This window comes from Streptomyces sp. NPDC053755, from assembly GCF_040677675.1.
In the GTDB taxonomy this organism is placed as follows: Bacteria; Actinomycetota; Actinomycetes; order Streptomycetales; family Streptomycetaceae; genus Streptomyces.
Map to the genome: position 1 here is coordinate 17,284 of NZ_JBFASK010000050.1, position 18,553 is coordinate 35,836.

16 protein-coding genes and 1 riboswitch are annotated in these 18,553 nt (G+C 70.8%); of the genes, 3 read left to right on the forward strand and 13 right to left on the reverse strand.

Features of this window, described 5'->3' with window-relative positions:
* Positions 1-39 precede the first annotated feature (39 nt).
* Positions 40-822 carry a CPBP family intramembrane glutamic endopeptidase gene (locus AB0K65_RS30015; RefSeq protein ID WP_365722030.1) on the reverse strand — a complete coding sequence of 261 codons (783 nt, stop codon included), beginning with the start codon at positions 820-822 and terminating at the stop codon, positions 40-42.
* 254 nt (positions 823-1,076) lie between these two features.
* The gene (locus tag AB0K65_RS30020; protein ID WP_365722032.1) at positions 1,077-2,576 is read right to left on the reverse strand and encodes a glutamate-cysteine ligase family protein; all 1,500 of its coding nucleotides are present in this window, start codon (positions 2,574-2,576) and stop codon (positions 1,077-1,079) included.
* Between the two features lie 480 nt (positions 2,577-3,056).
* Between AB0K65_RS30020 and AB0K65_RS30025 the strand changes: the two genes are divergently transcribed.
* A complete protein-coding gene (locus AB0K65_RS30025; protein ID WP_365722034.1) occupies positions 3,057-3,656 on the forward strand; it encodes a hypothetical protein in 600 nt (199 codons plus the stop codon).
* A 412-nt stretch (positions 3,657-4,068) separates the two neighbouring features.
* Positions 4,069-4,275 (forward strand): DUF5999 family protein, encoded by a 207-nt coding sequence (locus AB0K65_RS30030; protein ID WP_365722036.1) that lies wholly within the window; start codon positions 4,069-4,071, stop codon positions 4,273-4,275.
* A gap of 103 nt (positions 4,276-4,378) precedes the next feature.
* On the opposite strand, the gene gcvP is transcribed toward AB0K65_RS30030, so the two are convergent.
* A complete protein-coding gene (gene gcvP, locus AB0K65_RS30035; protein ID WP_365722038.1) occupies positions 4,379-7,264 on the reverse strand; it encodes an aminomethyl-transferring glycine dehydrogenase in 2,886 nt (961 codons plus the stop codon).
* 178 nt (positions 7,265-7,442) lie between these two features.
* Positions 7,443-7,541: riboswitch (glycine riboswitch) on the reverse strand.
* A 114-nt stretch (positions 7,542-7,655) separates the two neighbouring features.
* On the opposite strand from gcvP, the gene AB0K65_RS30040 reads away from it, so the two are divergent.
* On the forward strand, positions 7,656-8,018 hold the full coding sequence (locus AB0K65_RS30040) for a PRC-barrel domain-containing protein (RefSeq protein WP_365722040.1): 363 nt from the start codon (positions 7,656-7,658) through the stop codon (positions 8,016-8,018).
* A gap of 141 nt (positions 8,019-8,159) precedes the next feature.
* Here AB0K65_RS30040 and AB0K65_RS30045 read toward each other — a convergent pair whose 3' ends face one another.
* From AB0K65_RS30045 to AB0K65_RS30090, 10 genes are all read right to left on the reverse strand, one after another.
* On the reverse strand, positions 8,160-9,572 hold the full coding sequence (locus AB0K65_RS30045) for a DNA polymerase IV (protein ID WP_365722042.1): 1,413 nt from the start codon (positions 9,570-9,572) through the stop codon (positions 8,160-8,162).
* Between the two features lie 94 nt (positions 9,573-9,666).
* Positions 9,667-10,305, reverse strand: coding sequence for a MerR family transcriptional regulator (locus AB0K65_RS30050; RefSeq protein WP_365722044.1), 639 nt, complete (start codon positions 10,303-10,305; stop codon positions 9,667-9,669).
* Between the two features lie 250 nt (positions 10,306-10,555).
* Complete coding sequence (locus AB0K65_RS30055) at positions 10,556-11,029, reverse strand: bifunctional nuclease family protein (protein WP_315894873.1); 474 nt, start codon at positions 11,027-11,029, stop codon at positions 10,556-10,558.
* 53 nt (positions 11,030-11,082) lie between these two features.
* Positions 11,083-11,826 carry a MerR family transcriptional regulator gene (locus AB0K65_RS30060; protein WP_365722046.1) on the reverse strand — a complete coding sequence of 248 codons (744 nt, stop codon included), beginning with the start codon at positions 11,824-11,826 and terminating at the stop codon, positions 11,083-11,085.
* 30 nt (positions 11,827-11,856) lie between these two features.
* Positions 11,857-12,789: an FHA domain-containing protein gene (locus AB0K65_RS30065; RefSeq protein ID WP_365722056.1), complete on the reverse strand. Its 933-nt coding sequence runs from the start codon at positions 12,787-12,789 to the stop codon at positions 11,857-11,859.
* Positions 12,790-12,871: 82 nt separating this feature from the next.
* Positions 12,872-13,648, reverse strand: coding sequence for a DUF881 domain-containing protein (locus AB0K65_RS30070; RefSeq protein ID WP_365722058.1), 777 nt, complete (start codon positions 13,646-13,648; stop codon positions 12,872-12,874).
* 130 nt (positions 13,649-13,778) lie between these two features.
* A complete protein-coding gene (locus AB0K65_RS30075; RefSeq protein WP_015032176.1) occupies positions 13,779-14,111 on the reverse strand; it encodes a small basic family protein in 333 nt (110 codons plus the stop codon).
* Positions 14,108-15,037 (reverse strand): DUF881 domain-containing protein, encoded by a 930-nt coding sequence (locus AB0K65_RS30080; RefSeq protein ID WP_365722048.1) that lies wholly within the window; start codon positions 15,035-15,037, stop codon positions 14,108-14,110. Before AB0K65_RS30080 ends, AB0K65_RS30075 begins: the two co-directional genes overlap by 4 nt.
* 100 nt (positions 15,038-15,137) lie before the next feature.
* Positions 15,138-17,633, reverse strand: coding sequence for a mannose-1-phosphate guanyltransferase (locus AB0K65_RS30085; protein ID WP_365722050.1), 2,496 nt, complete (start codon positions 17,631-17,633; stop codon positions 15,138-15,140).
* A gap of 115 nt (positions 17,634-17,748) precedes the next feature.
* Positions 17,749-18,357 carry a CDP-alcohol phosphatidyltransferase family protein gene (locus AB0K65_RS30090; protein WP_365722052.1) on the reverse strand — a complete coding sequence of 203 codons (609 nt, stop codon included), beginning with the start codon at positions 18,355-18,357 and terminating at the stop codon, positions 17,749-17,751.
* Positions 18,358-18,553: the final 196 nt, after the last annotated feature.

The following is an 18,553-nucleotide window of genomic DNA, read 5'->3' on the forward strand; positions in this document are numbered from 1 at the left end:
CGTTCCCCGCCCTTCGGCCGTCGCCGGCCGGCACCCGGCCTACGGCGTGGGCAGCCAGTCCACCTTCCCGGCGAGCAGCCCGTAACCGACGAAGGCCACGATGTCGAGCAGCGCGTGGGCCACCACGAGGGGTCCGACCCTCCCCCAGCGCCGGTACAGCCACGCGAAGACGACGCCCATCACCATGTTCCCGACGAAGCCGCCGATGCCCTGGTAGAGGTGGTACGAGCCGCGCAGCACCGAACTCGCCACCAGGGCCGCCATCGGCGTCCAGCCCAACTGGCCGAGCCGGCGCAGCAGATAACCGACGACGATGACCTCCTCCACGACGGAGTTCTGCACCGCCGAGAGGATGAGCACCGGGTACTTCCACCAGACGTCCGGCAGCGATTCGGGCACCACGGTCAGGTTGAACCCGGACGCGCGTGCCACCAGGTAGAAGGCGAGCCCCGCGCTCCCGATCCCGGCCGCCACCAAGGTGCCTCGCCCCAGGTCCGGCCACGGCCGGGTCCGGTCGAAGCCGATGGCCCGGAGGCCCGAGCGCTCCCGCGTCAGCAGATGCGCGACGAGGAGGACCGGGACCAGGGCGGAGGCGATGCCGAAGAGCTGCCAGGCGAGGTCCAGCCACGGCCGCCCGGGCGCGTACGAGCCGTTGAGCGTCGCCGCCTGCTCCTTCAGTCCGCCCGGCTTGGTCAGCGACCCGATGAAGCTGATGAGGGCCGAGACACCGCTCGCTCCGAGCGACAGCGCGAGCACGAGGGCCGTCTCGGACCGCAGGAGCCGGCGCGAGAGCCCCTCGGGGGGTAGGGAATCTGCCGCCACGCGTTGCTCCGACACCACACCTGTCTCCACTTCCCCATCGCTTCCCGGGTAGGGAGATCATGCGTGACGGCCCGGGCCGAGCGCCATCCCGCCGCCGCCCGCGCCGAACGACGCGAGCACCGGTCACGTGCGAGACCCGCCTCCGGCGGCGCGGGGGGCCATCCGGGCCACACGCCGGGCCCGGCCGCCGCGGCCCACCCGGCGGCCGCGCGTACCCCGGGCGCTCACCGCAGCAGGCTGCCGAGCCGCATACGTCACGCGCGCCACTGCGGCCACGTGTGGACCGGTTCGCCCTCCCGCATCAGCTCGGCGTACCGCCGGGTCATGGCGGCGAGCGCCGCCTCCCGGTCGAGACCGGAGTCCAGCGCCCGGTGGAAGGTGTCGGTCTGCCAGGACGCGCCGTTCACCCGCTTCCGGCAGCGCTCCTCGATCACCCCGAGGTAGAAGTCCCGGTCCGCCGGCTCGACGTGCCAGGCGTCGAGCCCGGCCGCTGCCAGCGGCAGCAGCTCGTCCAGGACCAGCCGTGCCGCGGGCACCGCCGCCACTCCGCCCGCCCGGCCCGGCCGGGGCCAGCGCAGCTCGGCCTCGATGCCGTGCCGGCACGCGAGATCGAAGTTGTCCGCCGCGTCCTCGAACGGAAGCCGCTTCCACACCGGGCGCGCCTCCTCGGCCAGCGAGCGCACCAGGCCGTAGTAGAAGGCCGCGTTGGCGACGACATCGGTGACGGTCGGGCCGGCGGGCAGGACCCGGTTCTCCACGCGCAGGTGCGGGACGCCGTCCACCCAGCCGTACACGGGACGGTTCCAGCGGTAGACCGTGCCGTTGTGCAGGACCAGCTCCTTGAGCTGCGGGACCCCGCCACGGTCCAGGACGAGCAGCGGGTCCTCCTCGTCGCAGATCGGCAGCAGCGGGGGGAAGTACCGCAGGTTCTCCTCGAAGAGGTCGTACGCGGAGTCCACCCACCGCTCCCCGAACCAGGTCCGCGGCCGCACCCCCTGCGCCTGCAGTTCCGGCGGCCTGGTGTCCGTCGCCTGCTGGAAGAGCGGCGGCCTGGACTCCCGCCAGAGCTCGCGTCCGAACAGGAACGGGGAGTTGGCACCGACCGCGATCTGGACCGCCGTCACGGCCTGCGCCGCGTTCCACACGGCGGCGAAGCGCGGCGGGGTGACCTGGAGGTGCAGCTGTACGGAGGTGCAGGCCGCCTCCGGCACGATCGACGTCGACGTGCAGGACAGCCGCTCCACGCCGTGGATGTCGAGGACGAAGTCCTCGCCCCTGGCGGCGACGATCTGATCGTTGAGGAGGGTGTAGCGGTCGACGTCCGAAAGGTTCTCGAAGACGAGGTCCCGCTGGGCGAGTGTGGGCAGAATTCCGATCATCACCACGCCAGCGTCGACTTCGCGGGCTTTGCGATCGGCATATCCCAGACCGGTACGCAGCTCCTCGGCGAGCCGGTCGAATACTCGCCCGGCGAGCTGGTGCGGAGCGATGTTCACTTCGAGATTGAACATTCCGAGTTCCGTCTGGAAATCCGGACTGGCGATCCTCTCGAGCACCCGCCCATTGACCATCCGGGGCATGCCGTCACGGCCGGCGAGATTGAGCTCGATCTCCATGCCCATGAGATTTCGCGGCCCGTCGAACCTCTTCTCCGCCAGAAGCCTCGCGAGCCCCGCGAGACACTGCTGGAGCTTCCTGCGGTATCGCTGCCGGTCGGACAGGCCGAACCCGTCCGCCACGACCTTCTCACCCATCGAAGCGTCCTTCCCCGCATGGGCGGCCGCGGCGACGGCCGCGCGTGTCACGGACGATGATGCCCCGAGGGACTGATCCGTAACGTCTGCGCGGCGACCGCGTTGGACGATAGGCTGAGAGGAGTTCCGTCCGGCACACCCCTCGGGCATCCAGCATAGGACATATTCCAGCGACATAATCGCCGGAACCATGCGATCGATAATCGGCCGTCCGTAGCGAGGACAACGCCGCAGGCTGGCGCCGCGGAACCGCCGGGAAGCGAGGAAATCGCCGGGTAAATGGGTCCGGATGAAGCCTTGCCCGCAATATCCCCGTCAGCTAGCGGAAACACTGCGTGAACACCTCTCGTATAAACTCCGCGGACGAGGCAGAGTGTTGGCGCTCGGCCATGGCCTCTTGGCCCCTTCCGGCCGGCAGCTGACAGCGCCGTCGTACCTGCCCACGCGTCACCGTGTCTCCTGAGCGAGAGGCGACCCATCATGCTCCGACCCACACCGGCCCCTGCGCCGGCCCTGCGAAGTGTCCTCGCGGCCCTCGGTTCCCCCACCGCCGTCCGCGAGGCGCGAACGCCCGCCCTCCGGACCGCCCTGGGCCCGCTGAGTCCCGAACTGCCCCTGCCCGTCCACGTCCTCGACGTGCGGGACGACATCGCCCCGCCGGGGCAGACTCCGCGGACCCGGCTCGTCGGCTGGCGCTTCCTCATCCGGGGCACCGACCGGGCCGTCGCGGCCGCGGACACCATGCTCACACCCGACGGCTGGACGTTCTCGCACTTCTTCGAGGGGCCGTACGTCGCCGCGACGGAACGCGCGCTGCTCCAGGCCGACGCGCTGCCCACGGCGTACCAGCCCCGGCTGCTCTCGGTCCCGGAGCTGTACATGCTGACGCTGTGGCTGCACGGCGACACCGAGGCCGACGGCGCCTCGGCCGCGCCCGAGCCCACCGATCTGCTGATCCCGCTCGCCCCCGCCCCGCCGGGCATCGCCGCCCACCGACCGCACCGGGTCGCGGACCTGCTGCCGCTCCTCAGCCTGCGCCTGGCGCCGCCACCGCTGTACGGCACTCCGGCGCCGGCCTGATCCAGCGCACGCGCACCCGTGCCCCGCGACCGATCCGGTCGCGGGGCACGGTTCGTGGGGGCGCCGTCCGCGCGGGGCCTCTCGGCCGGCGGCGGCCAGGGCCTCTCCGACGGCCCCGGTTCGTCCGGACCTGCCCGCCGGACAGTGTCGAACACCCCCGTCGAACGACCCGACCCGGACGGACTAGCCCGCTGGGGCTATCCCGAACCACCCGAAGTGACCTCCGAGTTGAGTTGAACCGCCCGCGCGGGTGATACCTCTTCATGCAGTAGGAAGAGCTGCCGCGAAATACCTGCGGATCGACGTCCGTAGGGGAACACTGGACCAACCGAACCGACAACGGGGGGCGGCCATGAGCACCGCGTCGAGCCGCAGGACGACATTCACCACGACCCAGCGAAAGAACCCACCCATGTGTCAGCACCAGCCAGCCTGTCCCACCGCCGACTCCGCCGACCGGGAGGCGGCGCGTCTGATGGCACACCACCCGGAGCAGGGCTGGAGCCTGCTGTGCAACGGAGTCCTGCTCTTCGAGGACACCGGTGAACTGCTGCCCGACGGGCAGATCATCGCCCCGCACCGCCCGCTCAGGGCGGCCCACGTGACGACCGCCGCCTGACGGGAGGGCAGTCCCGCGGAAGGCGGTCCCACAGCGCCACGCACACGAGGAACACGACAAGGGCCGGCCCGGAGGAATCCTCCGAACCGGCCCTGACTCATGCTCAGTTGTCGTACGCGTCCAGCGGCGGGCAGGAGCAGACCAGGTTGCGGTCTCCGAACGCCCCGTCGATCCGGCGGACCGGCGGCCAGTACTTGTCCGCGGCCGAGACACCGGCCGGGAAGACCGCCTCGTCACGGGTGTACGCGTGGTTCCACTCGCCGCCCAGCGCGGCCGCGGTGTGCGGCGCGTTGCGGAGCGGGTTGTCGTCCGCGGGCCACTCGCCCGACGCCACCTTCTCGATCTCGCCGCGAATGGCGATCATCGTGTCGCAGAAGCGGTCGAGCTCGGTCAGGTCCTCGGACTCGGTCGGCTCGATCATCAGCGTGCCGGCGACCGGGAAGGACATCGTCGGCGCGTGGAAGCCGTAGTCGATCAGACGCTTGGCGATGTCGTCGACGCTGACACCGGTCGCCTTGGAGATCGGGCGCAGGTCGACGATGCACTCGTGGGCGACCAGACCGGCCGGGCCGGTGTAGAGCACCGGGTAGTGCGGCTCCAGGCGCTTGGCGATGTAGTTCGCGGCGAGGACGGCCACCTGCGTGGCGCGCGTGAGGCCCTCGCCACCCATCAGGCGCACGTACGACCACGAGATCGGCAGGATCCCCGCCGAGCCCCAGGGGGCGGCCGAGATCGGGCCGACGCCCGTCTCCGGGCCCGCGGCGGGCTGGAGCGGGTGGCTGGGCAGGTACGGCGCGAGGTGCGCGCGCACGCCGACCGGGCCGACGCCGGGGCCGCCGCCGCCGTGCGGGATGCAGAAGGTCTTGTGCAGGTTGAGGTGCGAGACGTCGCCGCCGAACTTGCCGGGCTTGGCGAGGCCGACGAGCGCGTTGAGGTTGGCGCCGTCGACGTACACCTGACCGCCGGCGTCGTGCACGGCGCCGCAGATGTCGGCGACGTGCTCCTCGAACACGCCGTGCGTGGACGGGTAGGTGATCATCAGCACGGACAGCTCGTCGCGGTACTGCTCGATCTTCGCGCGCAGGTCCTCGACGTCGACCTCGCCGTCGTCCGCGGTCTTGACGACGACGACCTTCATGCCCGCCATCACGGCGCTGGCGGCGTTGGTGCCGTGCGCCGACGACGGGATGAGGCAGACCGTGCGCTGGAGGTCGCCGTTGGCCCGGTGGTAGGCGCGGACGGCGAGCAGACCGGCGAGTTCGCCCTGCGAACCGGCGTTGGGCTGGAGGGAGACCTTGTCGTAGCCGGTGACCTCGGCCAGACGCTCCTCCAGCTCGGTGATGAGCGTGAGGTAGCCCTGCACCTGCTCGATGGGTGCGAAGGGGTGGATCTGGCCGAACTCCGGCCAGGTCACCGGCTCCATCTCGGTGGTCGCGTTCAGCTTCATGGTGCAGGAGCCGAGCGGGATCATGCCGCGGTCCAGGGCGTAGTCGCGGTCGGCGAGCCTGCGGAGGTAGCGCAGCATCGACGTCTCGGAGCGGTGCGCGTGGAAGACCGGGTGGGTCAGGTACGTGTCGGTGCGCAGGAGGGAGACGGGCAGCCTGTCCTCGGCGACGGCGTCCAGGGCCTCGATGTCGGCGTCGACTCCGAAGGCGCTCCACACGGCGCCGAGCTGGGCGCGGCCCGTGGTCTCGTCGCACGAGACCGACACGTGGTCGGCGTCGACGCGGTAGAGGTTGACGCCGGCCTCACGGGCGGCGGCGACGGCCTCGGCGGCCTTGCCCGGCACGCGGACGGTCAGGGTGTCGAAGTACGCGTCGTGCACGACCTCGACACCTCCGGCGCGCAGTCCCTCGGCGAGGACGGTGGCGTACCGGTGGACGCGCTGCGCGATCTGCTTCAGGCCGTCGGGGCCGTGGTAGACGGCGTACATGCCGGCCATGACGGCGAGCAGCACCTGGGCGGTGCAGATGTTGCTGGTGGCCTTCTCGCGGCGGATGTGCTGCTCGCGGGTCTGCAGGGCCAGACGGTAGGCCCTGTTCCCGTCGGCGTCGACGGAGACGCCGACGAGACGGCCGGGGAGGGAGCGGGCGTGCTTGTCCTGGACGGCCATGTAGCCGGCGTGCGGACCGCCGAAGCCCATGGGCACGCCGAAGCGCTGCGTGGTGCCGACGGCGATGTCCGCGCCCAGCTCGCCGGGCGAGGTGAGCAGGGTCAGCGCGAGCAGGTCGGCGGCGACGGTGACGATCGCGCCCAGCTCGTGGGCCGCGTCGACGAGCGGCTTGATGTCCCGGACGGCGCCGGAGGCCCCGGGGTACTGGAGCAGCACGCCGAAGACGCCGCGCTCGGCGACCTCGGCGGGAATGCCGTCGCTCAGGTCGGCGACGACGACCTCGACACCGGTGGGCTCGGCACGCGTCTCGATGACGGCGATGGTCTGGGGCAGGGCGTCGGCGTCGACGAGGAAGACACCGTTCTTGACCTTGCCGACCCGGCGGGACAGGGCCATGGCCTCGGCGGCCGCCGTGCCCTCGTCCAGCAGCGAGGCACCGGAGGTGGGCAGACCGGTCAGGTCGGCGACCATCGTCTGGAAGTTGAGCAGCGCCTCGAGGCGGCCCTGGGAGATCTCCGGCTGGTAGGGCGTGTACGCCGTGTACCAGGCGGGGTTCTCCATGACGTTCCGGAGGATGACCGGCGGGGTGAAGGTGCCGTAGTAGCCGAGGCCGATCATGGGGGCGAGGACCTGGTTGCGGTCGGCGAGCTCACGCAGCTCAGCGAGGACCTCGGCCTCGGTGCGGGCGGCGGGCAGTCCGAGCGCCTCGGCGCTCTTGATCACGTCCGGCACGGCGGCGGCGGTCAGCTCGTCCAGGGAGCCGTAGCCGACCTGCGCGAGCATCTTGGCACGGGCTTCGGCGTCGGGCCCGATGTGCCGCTGCTCGAACGGGATGCCCTGTTCGAGCTCGGAGAGCGGGATGCGGTGAGCGGTCATGTACGGAGGCCTCCTGGTCGTCACGACCTGCGAGAAGCACCACGGCGCGGGTGCCCGGACGGCCTCCCCCTCTGTCATCTCAACCTGAGAGCTTCACCGGCACGCCGAAGGGCACGCCGGCTTTCACCGTCGGTGAGAGCGGATGCCGTCTGACGCCCGCCCTGCTTTCCAGAGTGACCTCGTCCGTGCGGTACGGGGGCCTGAGAGATTCCGGGGAGGATTTGCTCCTTCGGCGCCTCCGAAAGGTTTCTCCGGAGGACTCTCCCGCACGGGGTCGACAGCCACAGCCAGCCTACCAGCGCGCTTCCCCCTGCCGTCGCTCAAGTGGCCGACATCTCGGATGTGCACTTTCGTAGTCTCTGTAGAGCAGTCGCGACCAGTTGGAGGGACCGTGCAGACCGACATCGATCCGCGCAGCCTGATCGGCCGCAAGGCGTTCGACCGCGACGGCAACAAGATCGGCACCGTGGACGAGGTGTACCTCGACGACGCGACCGGAGTGCCCGAGTGGGCCGCGGTCCGCACCGGCCTGTTCAGCCGGGACGCCTTCGTCCCCCTGGAGCCCAGCGAACTGGTCGAGGACGGCCTGCGCATCCCGTACGAGCGCGCCCTGATCAAGGACGCACCGGACTTCGGCGTGGGCCGCCACCTCTCCCCGGAGCAGGAGCTCCAGCTCTACCGCCACTACAACATCGCCCTCCCCCCGGTGCCCGACCGCGACTTCGGCCGCCTCGCGGGCCAGGAGGAGACCTGACACGGCCCTCCCCGGCCCGACCGCGCACGCGCCCTGGCGACGGGCGCCGGGCCCGGTCGCGCATGTCCCCCGGCGACGGCCGCCGGGCCGCGCGCGGGAGGGGCCGGACGACCGCCCTCCGGTCCGATCGACGGCGGTTCTCTACGCCACGGCCGCCGGCCCCTCCCCGCCTCCGACCAGAGGCAGCGGATCCGCCGGTTCCAGCTCCGGGTCGTCGACGGGAAACGTCCGAACCCGGCCCGGCGCCGAGCCCGGCACCTCGAAGCGCACGGTGACCCGGCCGACCCCGCTCCCCTGCACCCACCCCGGCCCGTGGACCGCGTGCCGTACGTCGTGCCCGGGGGACCACCGTCGCTCGGGCGGCGCCTCCGCGCCGTCCGTCCCGGCCTCGGACGTCTCCACCTGCTCCGGCGGCCGGTCCGGCGACGCCTCCGCACCGCCGGGCGCCTCCCCCGTCGCTTGGGCCCCGGCCCGCGCCTCTGCCTCCGCCTGGGCGAACAGGTCCTCCTGGGTGAAGTCCGCCAGCCCGCTGACCCCCACTCCCAGGAGTCTCACCCCGCCCGTGGTGTCCACCCCCTCGAGGAGCCGTCCAGCGGCCTCCCGCACCACGACCGGATCGTCGGTGGGCCCGCGCAGCGTCTCGGACCGCGTCAGCGTCGAGAAGTCGTACCGCCGCACCTTGAGCACGATCGTCCGCCCCGAGTGCCCGGAGCCCCGCAGCCGCCCCACGCACCGCTCCGCCAGCCGCTCCACCTCCATGCGGATCCTCAGCCGGTCGTGCAGGTCCACGTCGAAGGTGTCCTCGACCGACACGGACTTCGCGTCCCGCTCGGCCACCACGGGCCTGTCGTCGTGCCCCTGGGCCATCCTGTACAGGGACGCGCCGTGCGACCGCCCCAGGAGCCGTACAAGCTCGTCCTCGCCCGCCTCCGCGAGGTCGGACACCGTGGTCATGCCCGCGCGCCGCAGATGCTCCCCCGTGGCCGGCCCGACGCCCGGCAGGATGCGGACCGACTTCGGCCCGAGCAGCTCCCGCTCCGTACCCGGCTCGATCAGCACCAGCCCGTCCGGTTTCGCCTCCTCCGAGGCGATCTTCGCGATCATCTTGGACCCCGCGAGGCCCACCGAGCCCGTCAGCCCGGTCGTCGCCAGGATGTCCCGCCTCAGCCGCTCCCCCGCCCGGCGCGCACCGGCGCTGTCGTCGGCCTGCGCACCGGCCTCCAGGTCCACGAACGCCTCGTCCAGGCTGAGGGGCTCCACCAGCGGCGACAGCCGCCCCAGAAGCTCCATGACCTGCTCGCTGATCGAGCGGTAGAAGGCGAAGCGCGGTACGAGATAGGCGGCGTTCGGCGCGCGCCTGCGCGCCTGCGCCATCGGCATCGCCGAGTGGACACCGAAGCGCCGCGCCTCGTACGACGCGGTGGCGACCACGCCGCGCGGCCCGAGACCGCCCACCACCACGGGCTTTCCGCGCAGGCTCGGCTTCGCCGCCTGCTCGGCGGCCGCGAAGAAGGCATCCATGTCCAGATGCAGGATCGTCGGCGCGGCTCTCACATCTCCGATGCTGCCCTACGCCACTGACAATCGGGCCGTACGACCGTACGGGGCACGCGCGGCGTGCCCGCCCCCGGCCGCACCGCGCCGGGGCTCAGACGGCCCGGTCGCGCCGCCGCCGGGCCAGTTCGTCCCCGGGGTTGTGACCGATCAGGGTCTCGCCCGTGTCGACGCGCTCCCCGTGCAGCTGGGACAGCGCGGACTCCACGTCCCGCCAGACCACGCCCACCGCGATCCCGAAGACGCCCTGCCCGCCCTGGAGCAGGGAGACGACCTCGTCGGGCGAGGAGCACTCGTACACGGTGGCGCCGTCGCTCATCAGCGTCATCCGCTCCAGATCGCGGAAGCCGTGGGCGCGCAGGTGCTGCACGGCGGCACGGATGTTCTGCAGCGCGACACCGGTGTCCAGGAACCGCTTGACGATCTTGAGGACGACGACGTCGCGGAAGCTGTAGAGCCGCTGCGTCCCGGATCCGTACGCCGCCCGTACGCTCGGCTCGACCAGGCCCGTACGCGCCCAGTAGTCCAACTGGCGGTACGTGATCCCGGCCGCGGCGCACGCGGTGGGACCCCGGTACCCCACGGTCTCCGCGTCGCCGTCCGTCCCCGCATCGCCCTGACCCGCGCCCGCGTCCGTACCGAAGTCGCTCACACCGCCGTGAAGCGGATACGGACCGCTCTCCCCGGGCGCACGCCCGAGGGAGCCCCCTGCCGTACCGTCGCCGCTGCTCATCACGCCGACCCTCCGTCCTTGACCTGCCCACACGAAGGTAGGCAGTCACTCGGGGTGCGTCAACGATCGCCACACTCGGCACGCCGAGTGATAATCACCCTGAGAGTGGTTTCCCGTACCTCTCTTCGGGGAACGGCTAGTCGGATGCGCTGACGCGCCATCGGATCAGCGCCCCGCGGAGCGACTCCCTGCCCGCCACGGCACCCCGCCGGTGCGGCCCCTGTCCAGGCGCCGCGCCGGGCCCGGCGCCTCACTGGCTGCTGGAACCGAAGTCCTCGGGCGAGATCTGGTCGAGGAACTCGCGGAACTTCTCCACCTCGTCCTCCTGCTCATCCGGAATCGCGATGCCGGCGTCGTCCAGGACACCGTCGCTGCCGAAGATCGGCGTCCCGGTGCGCAGGGCCAGCGCTATCGCGTCGGACGGCCTGGCGCTCACCTCGACGCCGCTGGCGAAGACCAGCTCCGCGTAGAAGACCCCGTCTCGGAGATCGGTGATGCGGACCTCCGTGAGCTCCTGGCCCACGGCCTCCAGGACGTCCTTGAAGAGGTCGTGCGTCAGCGGCCTCGCAGGGGCCATGCCCTGCTGAGCGAAGGCGATCGCGGTCGCCTCACCTGGTCCGATCCAGATGGGGAGGTACCGATCGCCTCCCACTTCACGCAGGAGCACGATCGGCTGGTTCGAGGGCATTTCCACCCGGACACCCACAACGTCGAGCTCGTTCACACAGCAACCCTAGGACGTGCTCGACCGGTTTGGGTAGTCGGGGCCCCTCAAGATCAAGGCAGCCGGAGCCCGAGGGCGGTCTGGACCAGTGCCGCGTGCAGCCTCACGGACAGTCCCGCGAGCTCCTTAGCGGTGGCCTCCGCATGGGCCCTGGTCTGCGGATTACGGTGCCGGCGCAGCGGCGCGACCATCTGCTCGACCAGTCCGGCCTCACGGTCGGCGGCCGCCTTCACCGCCCTGAGATGACGCGGTTCGAGACCGAATCTGCCCAGGTCCGCCACGAGCCGTGCGACCGTGACCGCCTCGGCGTCGTAGCCTCCCCCGGGCCCCGGGGCGATCAGGCCGTACGACTCCCACTCCGCGAGCTCCTCCTCGCTCACCTCGGCGGCGGCGAGCAGTTCGGCCCGCCCCACCCGCGCGGCGGTCGGGCGGTCGCTCTCCGGCTCCCACGGCCCGTCCGGCAGGTCCCGCTGGGGACTCGGGGACGGCAGCTTGACCTGCTCGCCGCGGGCGAGGGCGTCGAGATGCTCCCGGATCACCTTCAGCGGAAGATAGTGGTCACGCTGCATCCGCAGGATCTGGGCAAGCCGCTCCACGTCCTGGGGGCTGAACTTCCGGTACCCGGAGGCCGTCCGACGGGGCTCGACGAGTCCCTCGGCCTCCAGGAACCGGATCTTGGAGATCGTCACTTCGGGAAACTCGTCGCGCAGCTGGCTCAGCACCGCGCCGATGCTGACCAGCCGGTCGCCCGCGGCGGCGGTGCCGTGTCCGGCACCGCCCGTCGGTGTTCGCAGCATGGACCTTCCCTGAAGGCTCTCTCCGAGGCGTTACACGGCCCGCTGGCTCGAGTAGAAGACCAGCCGGTACTTGCCGATCTGCACCTCGTCGCCGTTGGACAGCACGGCCGAGTCGATCGGCTCGCGGTTGACGTAGGTGCCGTTGAGGCTGCCGACGTCGGCCACCGTGAAGCTGCCGTCCTGCGCCCGCCGGAACTCGACATGGCGCCGCGACACGGTCACGTCGTCCAGGAAGATGTCGCTCTGCGGGTGACGGCCGGCCGTGGTCAGCTCGCCGTCCAGCAGGAAGCGGCTACCGGAGTTCGGGCCGCGGCGCACCACCAGGAGCGCGGACCCGGTCGGCAGGGCCTCGACGGCCGCCAGCGCCTCGGGCGACAGGGACGGGACCGCGGTCTGGCCGGTGACCTCGGAGTCGTACGCCTCCAGGCCCGAGATCGAGATCGTCGAGGTGGTCTCGGACGCGCGCTCCACGGGCACTCCGCCCCGCAGCGGCGTGCCGCAGTGGGAGCAGAAACGACTGTCGGCGGCGTTGCGGTGACCGCACCTCGTACACACCGGCATGGACGCATCCTCCTGCCGCGGCTGACCCGCGGAGGTCTGGGTCGCATACGGATCGGGGGCGGACCCTCCACCCGTACCTGAGGTCGATCGGTCTCCGAAACCTATGCGGCCGGCACCGGCGGGGTCAACAGACGACGCGCCCTGTCCGCCCGGAATGTCACCACCGACCTCGTCACGGAAGAGGGGGCGCTCGCCACCCTGTTCCTCACTCTGGGCGTGGCGCGGCGCGCGGTGCTTGGCGTTGCCGCCGTCCTCGCGTGCGCTCTTGCCGAACAACTTCGCAAACAACTTCACGGGCGATTCCCCTTGACCGAAACAGACCCGCCCGTGGGGCAGGACGAACCCTTGATGACCACACCTGCCGAACCGGACATCCTCACAACGTCCGTATCCTCCGGACAGTTTCCACCACGCACCACGCTTGTGGTGCGGCGACCCCCCGCAACCTCTTGCCCTTGTCGCGCGACCGCCATGCGCCCCCGCCTCACTGCGAGGACGACTGAGCGTAGTCAGGCCGCTTCGCCGGCCGCAAGGCGTCCACGACGATCTTCTCGGACCGGGCCACCGTGGCCGTGGCCTGCTCCTTCTCGAGGGTCTGGACGACTCCACCGGGGATGTTGAGCGCGGGCTCGAGATCCTCGGGCTTGCCGATGACCTTGAAGACGTACGGAGCGGTGACCTTCGTTCCATCGATCTCTATGGAACCGTCGCCGCCCGAGAAATAACTGTCCGCGACCACGCGGACGTCGTTGACCTGGATCGCCTCGGCGCCCGCGGCCCGCAGCTCCTGGATCGCGTCGAGCAGCATGTCCGACTCCACCGCCCCCGCACCGTCCGCGATGGTCAGCGTGATGCCGGGCCCCTCGGCCGCGACCGTACCGGCCAGGATGCCGAGCTGCCGCTCCTTCTCCCGCGTCTGCTTGCGCGCCTCTTCCGCCTGGTCCGAACTCGACTCCAGCTCCGAGCGCTGGCTCTCCAGCCGTGCCTTCTCGTCCTCGAGGCGCTGCGTACGGTCGTCGAGCTCGTCGAGGATGCGGACCAGGTCCTCCTGCCGGGCGCCGCGCAGCGCGCTGTTGTCACTGGTCGAGCGCACCTGGATGGCGAGGCCCAGGCCGAGGACGAACAGCAGGAGGGCCACGATGAGTTGGGCCCGGCTGATCCGCGGGGGCCACAGACCGGCCTTCAGTCGCTGCCGCCCCGTCGTCTCCTCGGGGGCAGTCGCCTCCCCCTGTGCGGGCGGCGGCGTCGCGACCGGCGGCATACCGGTCCCGGGCTCGTCACGCGGCGGCAGGCCGGCGTGCGGCTCGTGGTTCCGCGGCTCCCTGGCCCGGGACTCGTCGTCCCGGGGCGTCCCGTTCCCGGGCGTCTCGTCGTTGCTCATCGGCCTCTCCTCACGCCCGGAACACATGGCGCCGGATGGCCGCCGCGTTCGAGAAGATCCGGATGCCGAGCACGACGACCACACCGGTCGACAGCTGCGCGCCGACGCCCAGCTTGTCGCCCAGGAAGACGATCAGCGCGGCCACGACCACGTTCGAGAGGAAGGAGACCACGAAGACCTTGTCGACGAAGATCCCGTCGAGCATGGCCCGCAGCCCGCCGAAGACAGCGTCGAGGGCGGCGACCACGGCGATCGGAAGATAGGGCTCGACCACCGCCGGAACCTCGGGCCGGACCAACAGTCCGACCACCACTCCCACGATCAGGCCCAGTACGGCGATCAAGATGTGCCCTTCCCTGTGTCGGCCGTGGCCTGCCCGGTGGCCTCGGCGGCCCCGGCTCCCCTCGGCACTGCTGTTCGTACGATCAGGCTCGGCGCGGCGGGCAACCGCACCTCGGCCTCGGCCGAGATACTGGTCCGGATCCCGAAGTTCTCCTGCAGCGCGTGCAGGTACTGCCCGTCGGCGCTGTCCTGGAAGGCGGTGCTCAGCCGCTGCCCGTCCCCGACCGCCAGCACGGTGTACGGCGGCACCAGCGGCTTGTTGTCGACCAGTATGGCGTCGCCCGCCGCCCGGATCGCGGACAGGGACGTCAGCCGCTGACCGTTGATCGCGACGGCCTCCGCCCCGGACTCCCACAGTCCGTTGACGATCCGCTGCATGTCCCGGTCGCGCACCCGCCCGGTGTCGGTGAACCCGCTGCTCTCCCGCGGACCGCCGCCGCCCTGCTCGGTTCCCTTGGCGTCGTCGACCACGAGCTTCACGCCCGGCCCGTGCACCGGCGTCGCCCCGGAGAGGAGCGCCACCAGCTCGGCCTGGTCCCCGCCGTGCTGTTCGAGCGCCTTGCGCTGCCGGTCCCCCACCTCCGCGCGGATCTTCTCGACGTCCTGCTCCAGTTCGTCGGCCGCCGACGTCTCCGCGTCGATCCGGCCGATCAGCTCCTGGCGCTCCTTGGCGACGACGGGCGCCGAGATCCGCGCCTCCGCCGCGCCCACGGTCACCACCGCCGCGGCCAGGACGAGACCGGCCGCGAGGCCGAGCTTGGCCCGCAGGGTCCGGGGCAGACCGCCGCCCTCCGCCTCACGCCGGGCCGACGCCTCCGCGTAGCCGTCGTCGAGCGCGTGGTCCATCACGTTGTTCAGCAGCGACATGGACGCGTCCGGACGAGGGGGCGGTGATCCGGTGCTCCGATCAGGGGACTGCTGCGACATGCCGCACATCGTCGCACGTCGCACGGCCTGCCGCCGAATGGCCCCACCGGGAAGCCGGGAGGCGTCCGTACGACACCTCCCGGCTCACCCGTCCCGTACGTCAGTGACCTGCGCTGTCGACCACGCCCGCCCACTCGTCGAGCAGGGCCTGGGCGGAGGCGTCGTCGGGGCCCTCCGCCCACAGATGGGTGACGGCCTCGGCGGGGTCGGGAAGCACCATCACCCAGCGTCCGTCCGCCTCCACGACCCGCACCCCGTCGGTGGTGTCCACGGACCGGTCACCGGCCGCCTCCACCACGCGCCGCATCACCAGGCCCTTGACGGCCCACGGGGTGGCGACATCACGCTTGAGCACGTGCGCCCGCGGGATCCGCGCGTCGATCTGGCTCAGCGTGAGCTGGGTCCTGGCCACCAGACCGATGAGCCGTACGAACGCGGCGGCGCCGTCGAAGACGCTGCTGAACTCGGGAATGATGAAGCCGCCCCGGCCGTCGCCGCCGAAGATCGTCGACTCCTCGCGGCCGACCCGGGTCAGATCGTCCGGGGAGGTCGTCGTCCACTCCACCTGCGTGCCGTGGTACGCGGCGACCTGCTCGGCGATCCTCGTGGTGGTCACCGGCAGCGCCACGCGCCCCGAACGCCGCTCCGCGGCCACCAGGTCGAGCATGACCAGAAGGGAACGGTCGTCCTCGATGATCCGCCCCTGCTCGTCGACGAGCGAGAGCCGCTCACCGACGGGGTCGAAGCGCACACCGAAGGCGGCCCGCGCCGAGGCGACGATCTCCCCGAGCCGGACGAGTCCGGCCCGACGGGTCTCGGCGGACTCGGTGGGCCTCGACTCGTCGAGGCCGGGGTTGATCGTCAGCGAGTCCACCTGGAGCCGGCCGAGCAGGCTCGGCAGGACCAGGCCCGCGCTGCCGTTGGAGGCGTCGACCACGACCTTGAGCCCCGCCTCGGCGATCCCCGTCGTGTCCACGTTCCTCAGCAGGGACCCGGTGTACGAGTCGAAGACGCTCGCCGGGAACGAGAGGTCACCGATCTCTCCGGGGAACGCGCGCCGGTACTCCTGTCTCGCGAAGACCCGGTCCAGCTTGCGCTGCCCGGCCTGGGAGAGGTCCGCTCCCCGCTCGTCGAAGAACATGATGTCGACGGAGTCCGGCACACCGGGCGACGTCCGCAGCATGATCCCGCCCGCGCTGCCCCGCGCCGTCTGCTGCCGGGCCACCGGCAGCGGCACGTTCTCCAGGTCGCGGACGTCGATGGCACTGGCCTGCAGCGCGGAGATCACCGCCCGCTTCAGCGCACGCGCGCCTCGCGAGTGGTCACGCGCCGTGGTGACCGTCGAGCCCTTCTTCAGGGTGGTGGCGTACGCGCCGGCCAGCCGGACGGCCAGCTCGGGCGTGATCTCGACGTTGAGGATGCCGGAGACTCCTCGCGCGCCGAAGAGGTGCGCCTGTCCCCGGGACTCCCAGATGACGGAGGTGTTGACGAAGGCGCCGGCCTCGATCGTCTTGAACGGGTAGACCCGGACGTTGCCCTGCACGATCGATTCTTCACCGACCAGGCACTCGTCCCCGATGACGGCCCCGTCCTCGATCCGGGCCGCCCGCATGACGTCGGTGTTCTTGCCGATCACGCATCCGCGCAGATTGCTCTGCTGGCCGATGTAGACGTTGTCGTGGATCACGGCCTTGTGCAGGAAGGCACCGCTCTTGACGACGACGTTCGAGCCGATGACGGTGTGCTCACGGATCTCGGCGCCGGCCTCGACCTTGGCGTAGTCGCCGATGTAGAGCGGCCCGCGCAGCACGGCGTCGGGATGGACCTCGGCCCCTTCCGCCACCCAGACGCCCGGCGAGATCTCGAAGCCGTCGAGATCGACCTGGACCTTTCCCTCGAGCACGTCGGCCTGCGCCTTGACGTAGCTCTCGTGGGTGCCGACGTCCTCCCAGTAGCCCTCGGCGACATAGCCGTAGATGGGCTTGCCTTCCTTCATGAGCTGGGGGAAGACGTCACCCGACCAGTCGACCGAGACGTCGGCCTCGACGTAGTCGAAGACCTCCGGTTCCATGACGTAGATGCCCGTGTTGACCGTGTCGGAGAAGACCTGTCCCCAGGTCGGCTTCTCCAGGAAGCGCTCGACCTTTCCTTCCTCGTCCACGATGGTGATGCCGAATTCGAGGGGATTGGGCACACGCGTCAGACAGACGGTGACGAGGGCGCCCTTCTCCTTGTGGAAGGCGATCAGGTCGGTGAGGTCGAAGTCGGTGAGCGCGTCCCCGGAGATGACGAGGAACGCGTCGTCCTTCAACGCCTCCTCGGCGTTCTTCACACTCCCCGCCGTACCCAGCGGTTTCTCTTCGTTGGCGTAGGTGAGCTCCATTCCGAGCTCTTCGCCGTCGCCGAAGTAGTTCTTGACGAGAGAGGCGAGAAACTGCACGGTGACGACGGTCTCGCTGAGACCGTGTCGCTTGAGCAGTCGCAGGACATGCTCCATGATCGGCCGGTTTGCGACCGGCAGAAGAGGCTTGGGCATGCTTGAGGTCATGGGGCGAAGCCGGGTGCCTTCGCCACCGGCCATCACGACGGCCTTCATGTCGGAAGCGTCCTCCTTGAGAGACGACGGTCCGGCCGACTTCACCCTGTCCGCTCAGGGGACTCGGGGCGCCCTCGTTACTGCCGGCGACGTTGCTCGGCAGGGGACAGACGGGCTAATCGGCCGCGGTATCCGCCTTCACGAGTCGACGGACCTGGACCACGTAGAGGATCCCTGCCCACCAATACAGAGTTGTACCCCATCCGGCGAAGGCCCACCCGAAAACTTCAGCGAGTGACGCAAGCCATCCCGTTCCGTCACTGAGCAGCAGCAGCGGGAAGGCGTACATCAGGTTGAAGGTTGCGGCTTTACCGAGGAAGTTCACCTGTGGCGGCGGATAGCCGTGCCGGCGGAGGATTCCCACCATCACGAGCAGCATGAGCTCGCGGGCCAAAAGGGCGGCCGTCAGCCAGAGCGGCAGGATCTCGCGCCAGGTGAGTCCGAGGAGCGTGGAAAGGATGTAGAGCCGGTCGGCGGCCGGGTCGAGAAGCCGGCCGAGGCTGCTGATCTGGTTCCATCTCCGGGCGAGCTTGCCGTCGAGGTAGTCGCTGACGCCGCTCAGCATCAGGACCAGGAGGGCCCAGCCGTCGCTCTTGGGGCCGCCGAACTCAGGACGCAGAATCAGCCACAGGAACAGCGGCACACCCAGCAGGCGAGCCATGCTGAGGATGTTGGGGATGGTGAGGACCCGGTCCGTCTGAACGCGAGTCTCCTGGACCTCCACCCGGGGGCCTCCTGTGGGGAACGTGCCGATTGATGCCCCCTGACCTTACCCTCAGCCACGGCCGACCGGAGCACAGGGGTCGCCGGCCTCCCTGAACGCAAAAATGCCTCAACCCCCTGACGAAGTCAGGGGGTTGAGGCTAATGATTGTTCGGCGGCGTCCTACTCTCCCACAGGGTCCCCCCTGCAGTACCATC

Bases quoted from the DNA above. Each gene is read 5' to 3' on its own strand.
- AB0K65_RS30050 (WP_365722044.1), bottom strand. From the start codon at position 10,305: ATGAGCAGCGGCGACGGTACGGCAGGGGGCTCCCTCGGGCGTGCGCCC.
- AB0K65_RS30025 (WP_365722034.1), top strand. From the start codon at position 3,057: ATGCTCCGACCCACACCGGCCCCTGCGCCGGCCCTGCGAAGTGTCCTC.
- AB0K65_RS30070 (WP_365722058.1), bottom strand. From the start codon at position 13,648: ATGCCGCCGGTCGCGACGCCGCCGCCCGCACAGGGGGAGGCGACTGCC.
- AB0K65_RS30060 (WP_365722046.1), bottom strand. From the start codon at position 11,826: ATGCTGCGAACACCGACGGGCGGTGCCGGACACGGCACCGCCGCCGCG.
- gcvP (WP_365722038.1), bottom strand. From the start codon at position 7,264: ATGACCGCTCACCGCATCCCGCTCTCCGAGCTCGAACAGGGCATCCCG.
- AB0K65_RS30030 (WP_365722036.1), top strand. From the start codon at position 4,069: ATGTGTCAGCACCAGCCAGCCTGTCCCACCGCCGACTCCGCCGACCGG.
- AB0K65_RS30085 (WP_365722050.1), bottom strand. From the start codon at position 17,633: ATGAAGGCCGTCGTGATGGCCGGTGGCGAAGGCACCCGGCTTCGCCCC.
- AB0K65_RS30080 (WP_365722048.1), bottom strand. From the start codon at position 15,037: ATGTCGCAGCAGTCCCCTGATCGGAGCACCGGATCACCGCCCCCTCGT.
- AB0K65_RS30020 (WP_365722032.1), bottom strand. From the start codon at position 2,576: ATGGGTGAGAAGGTCGTGGCGGACGGGTTCGGCCTGTCCGACCGGCAG.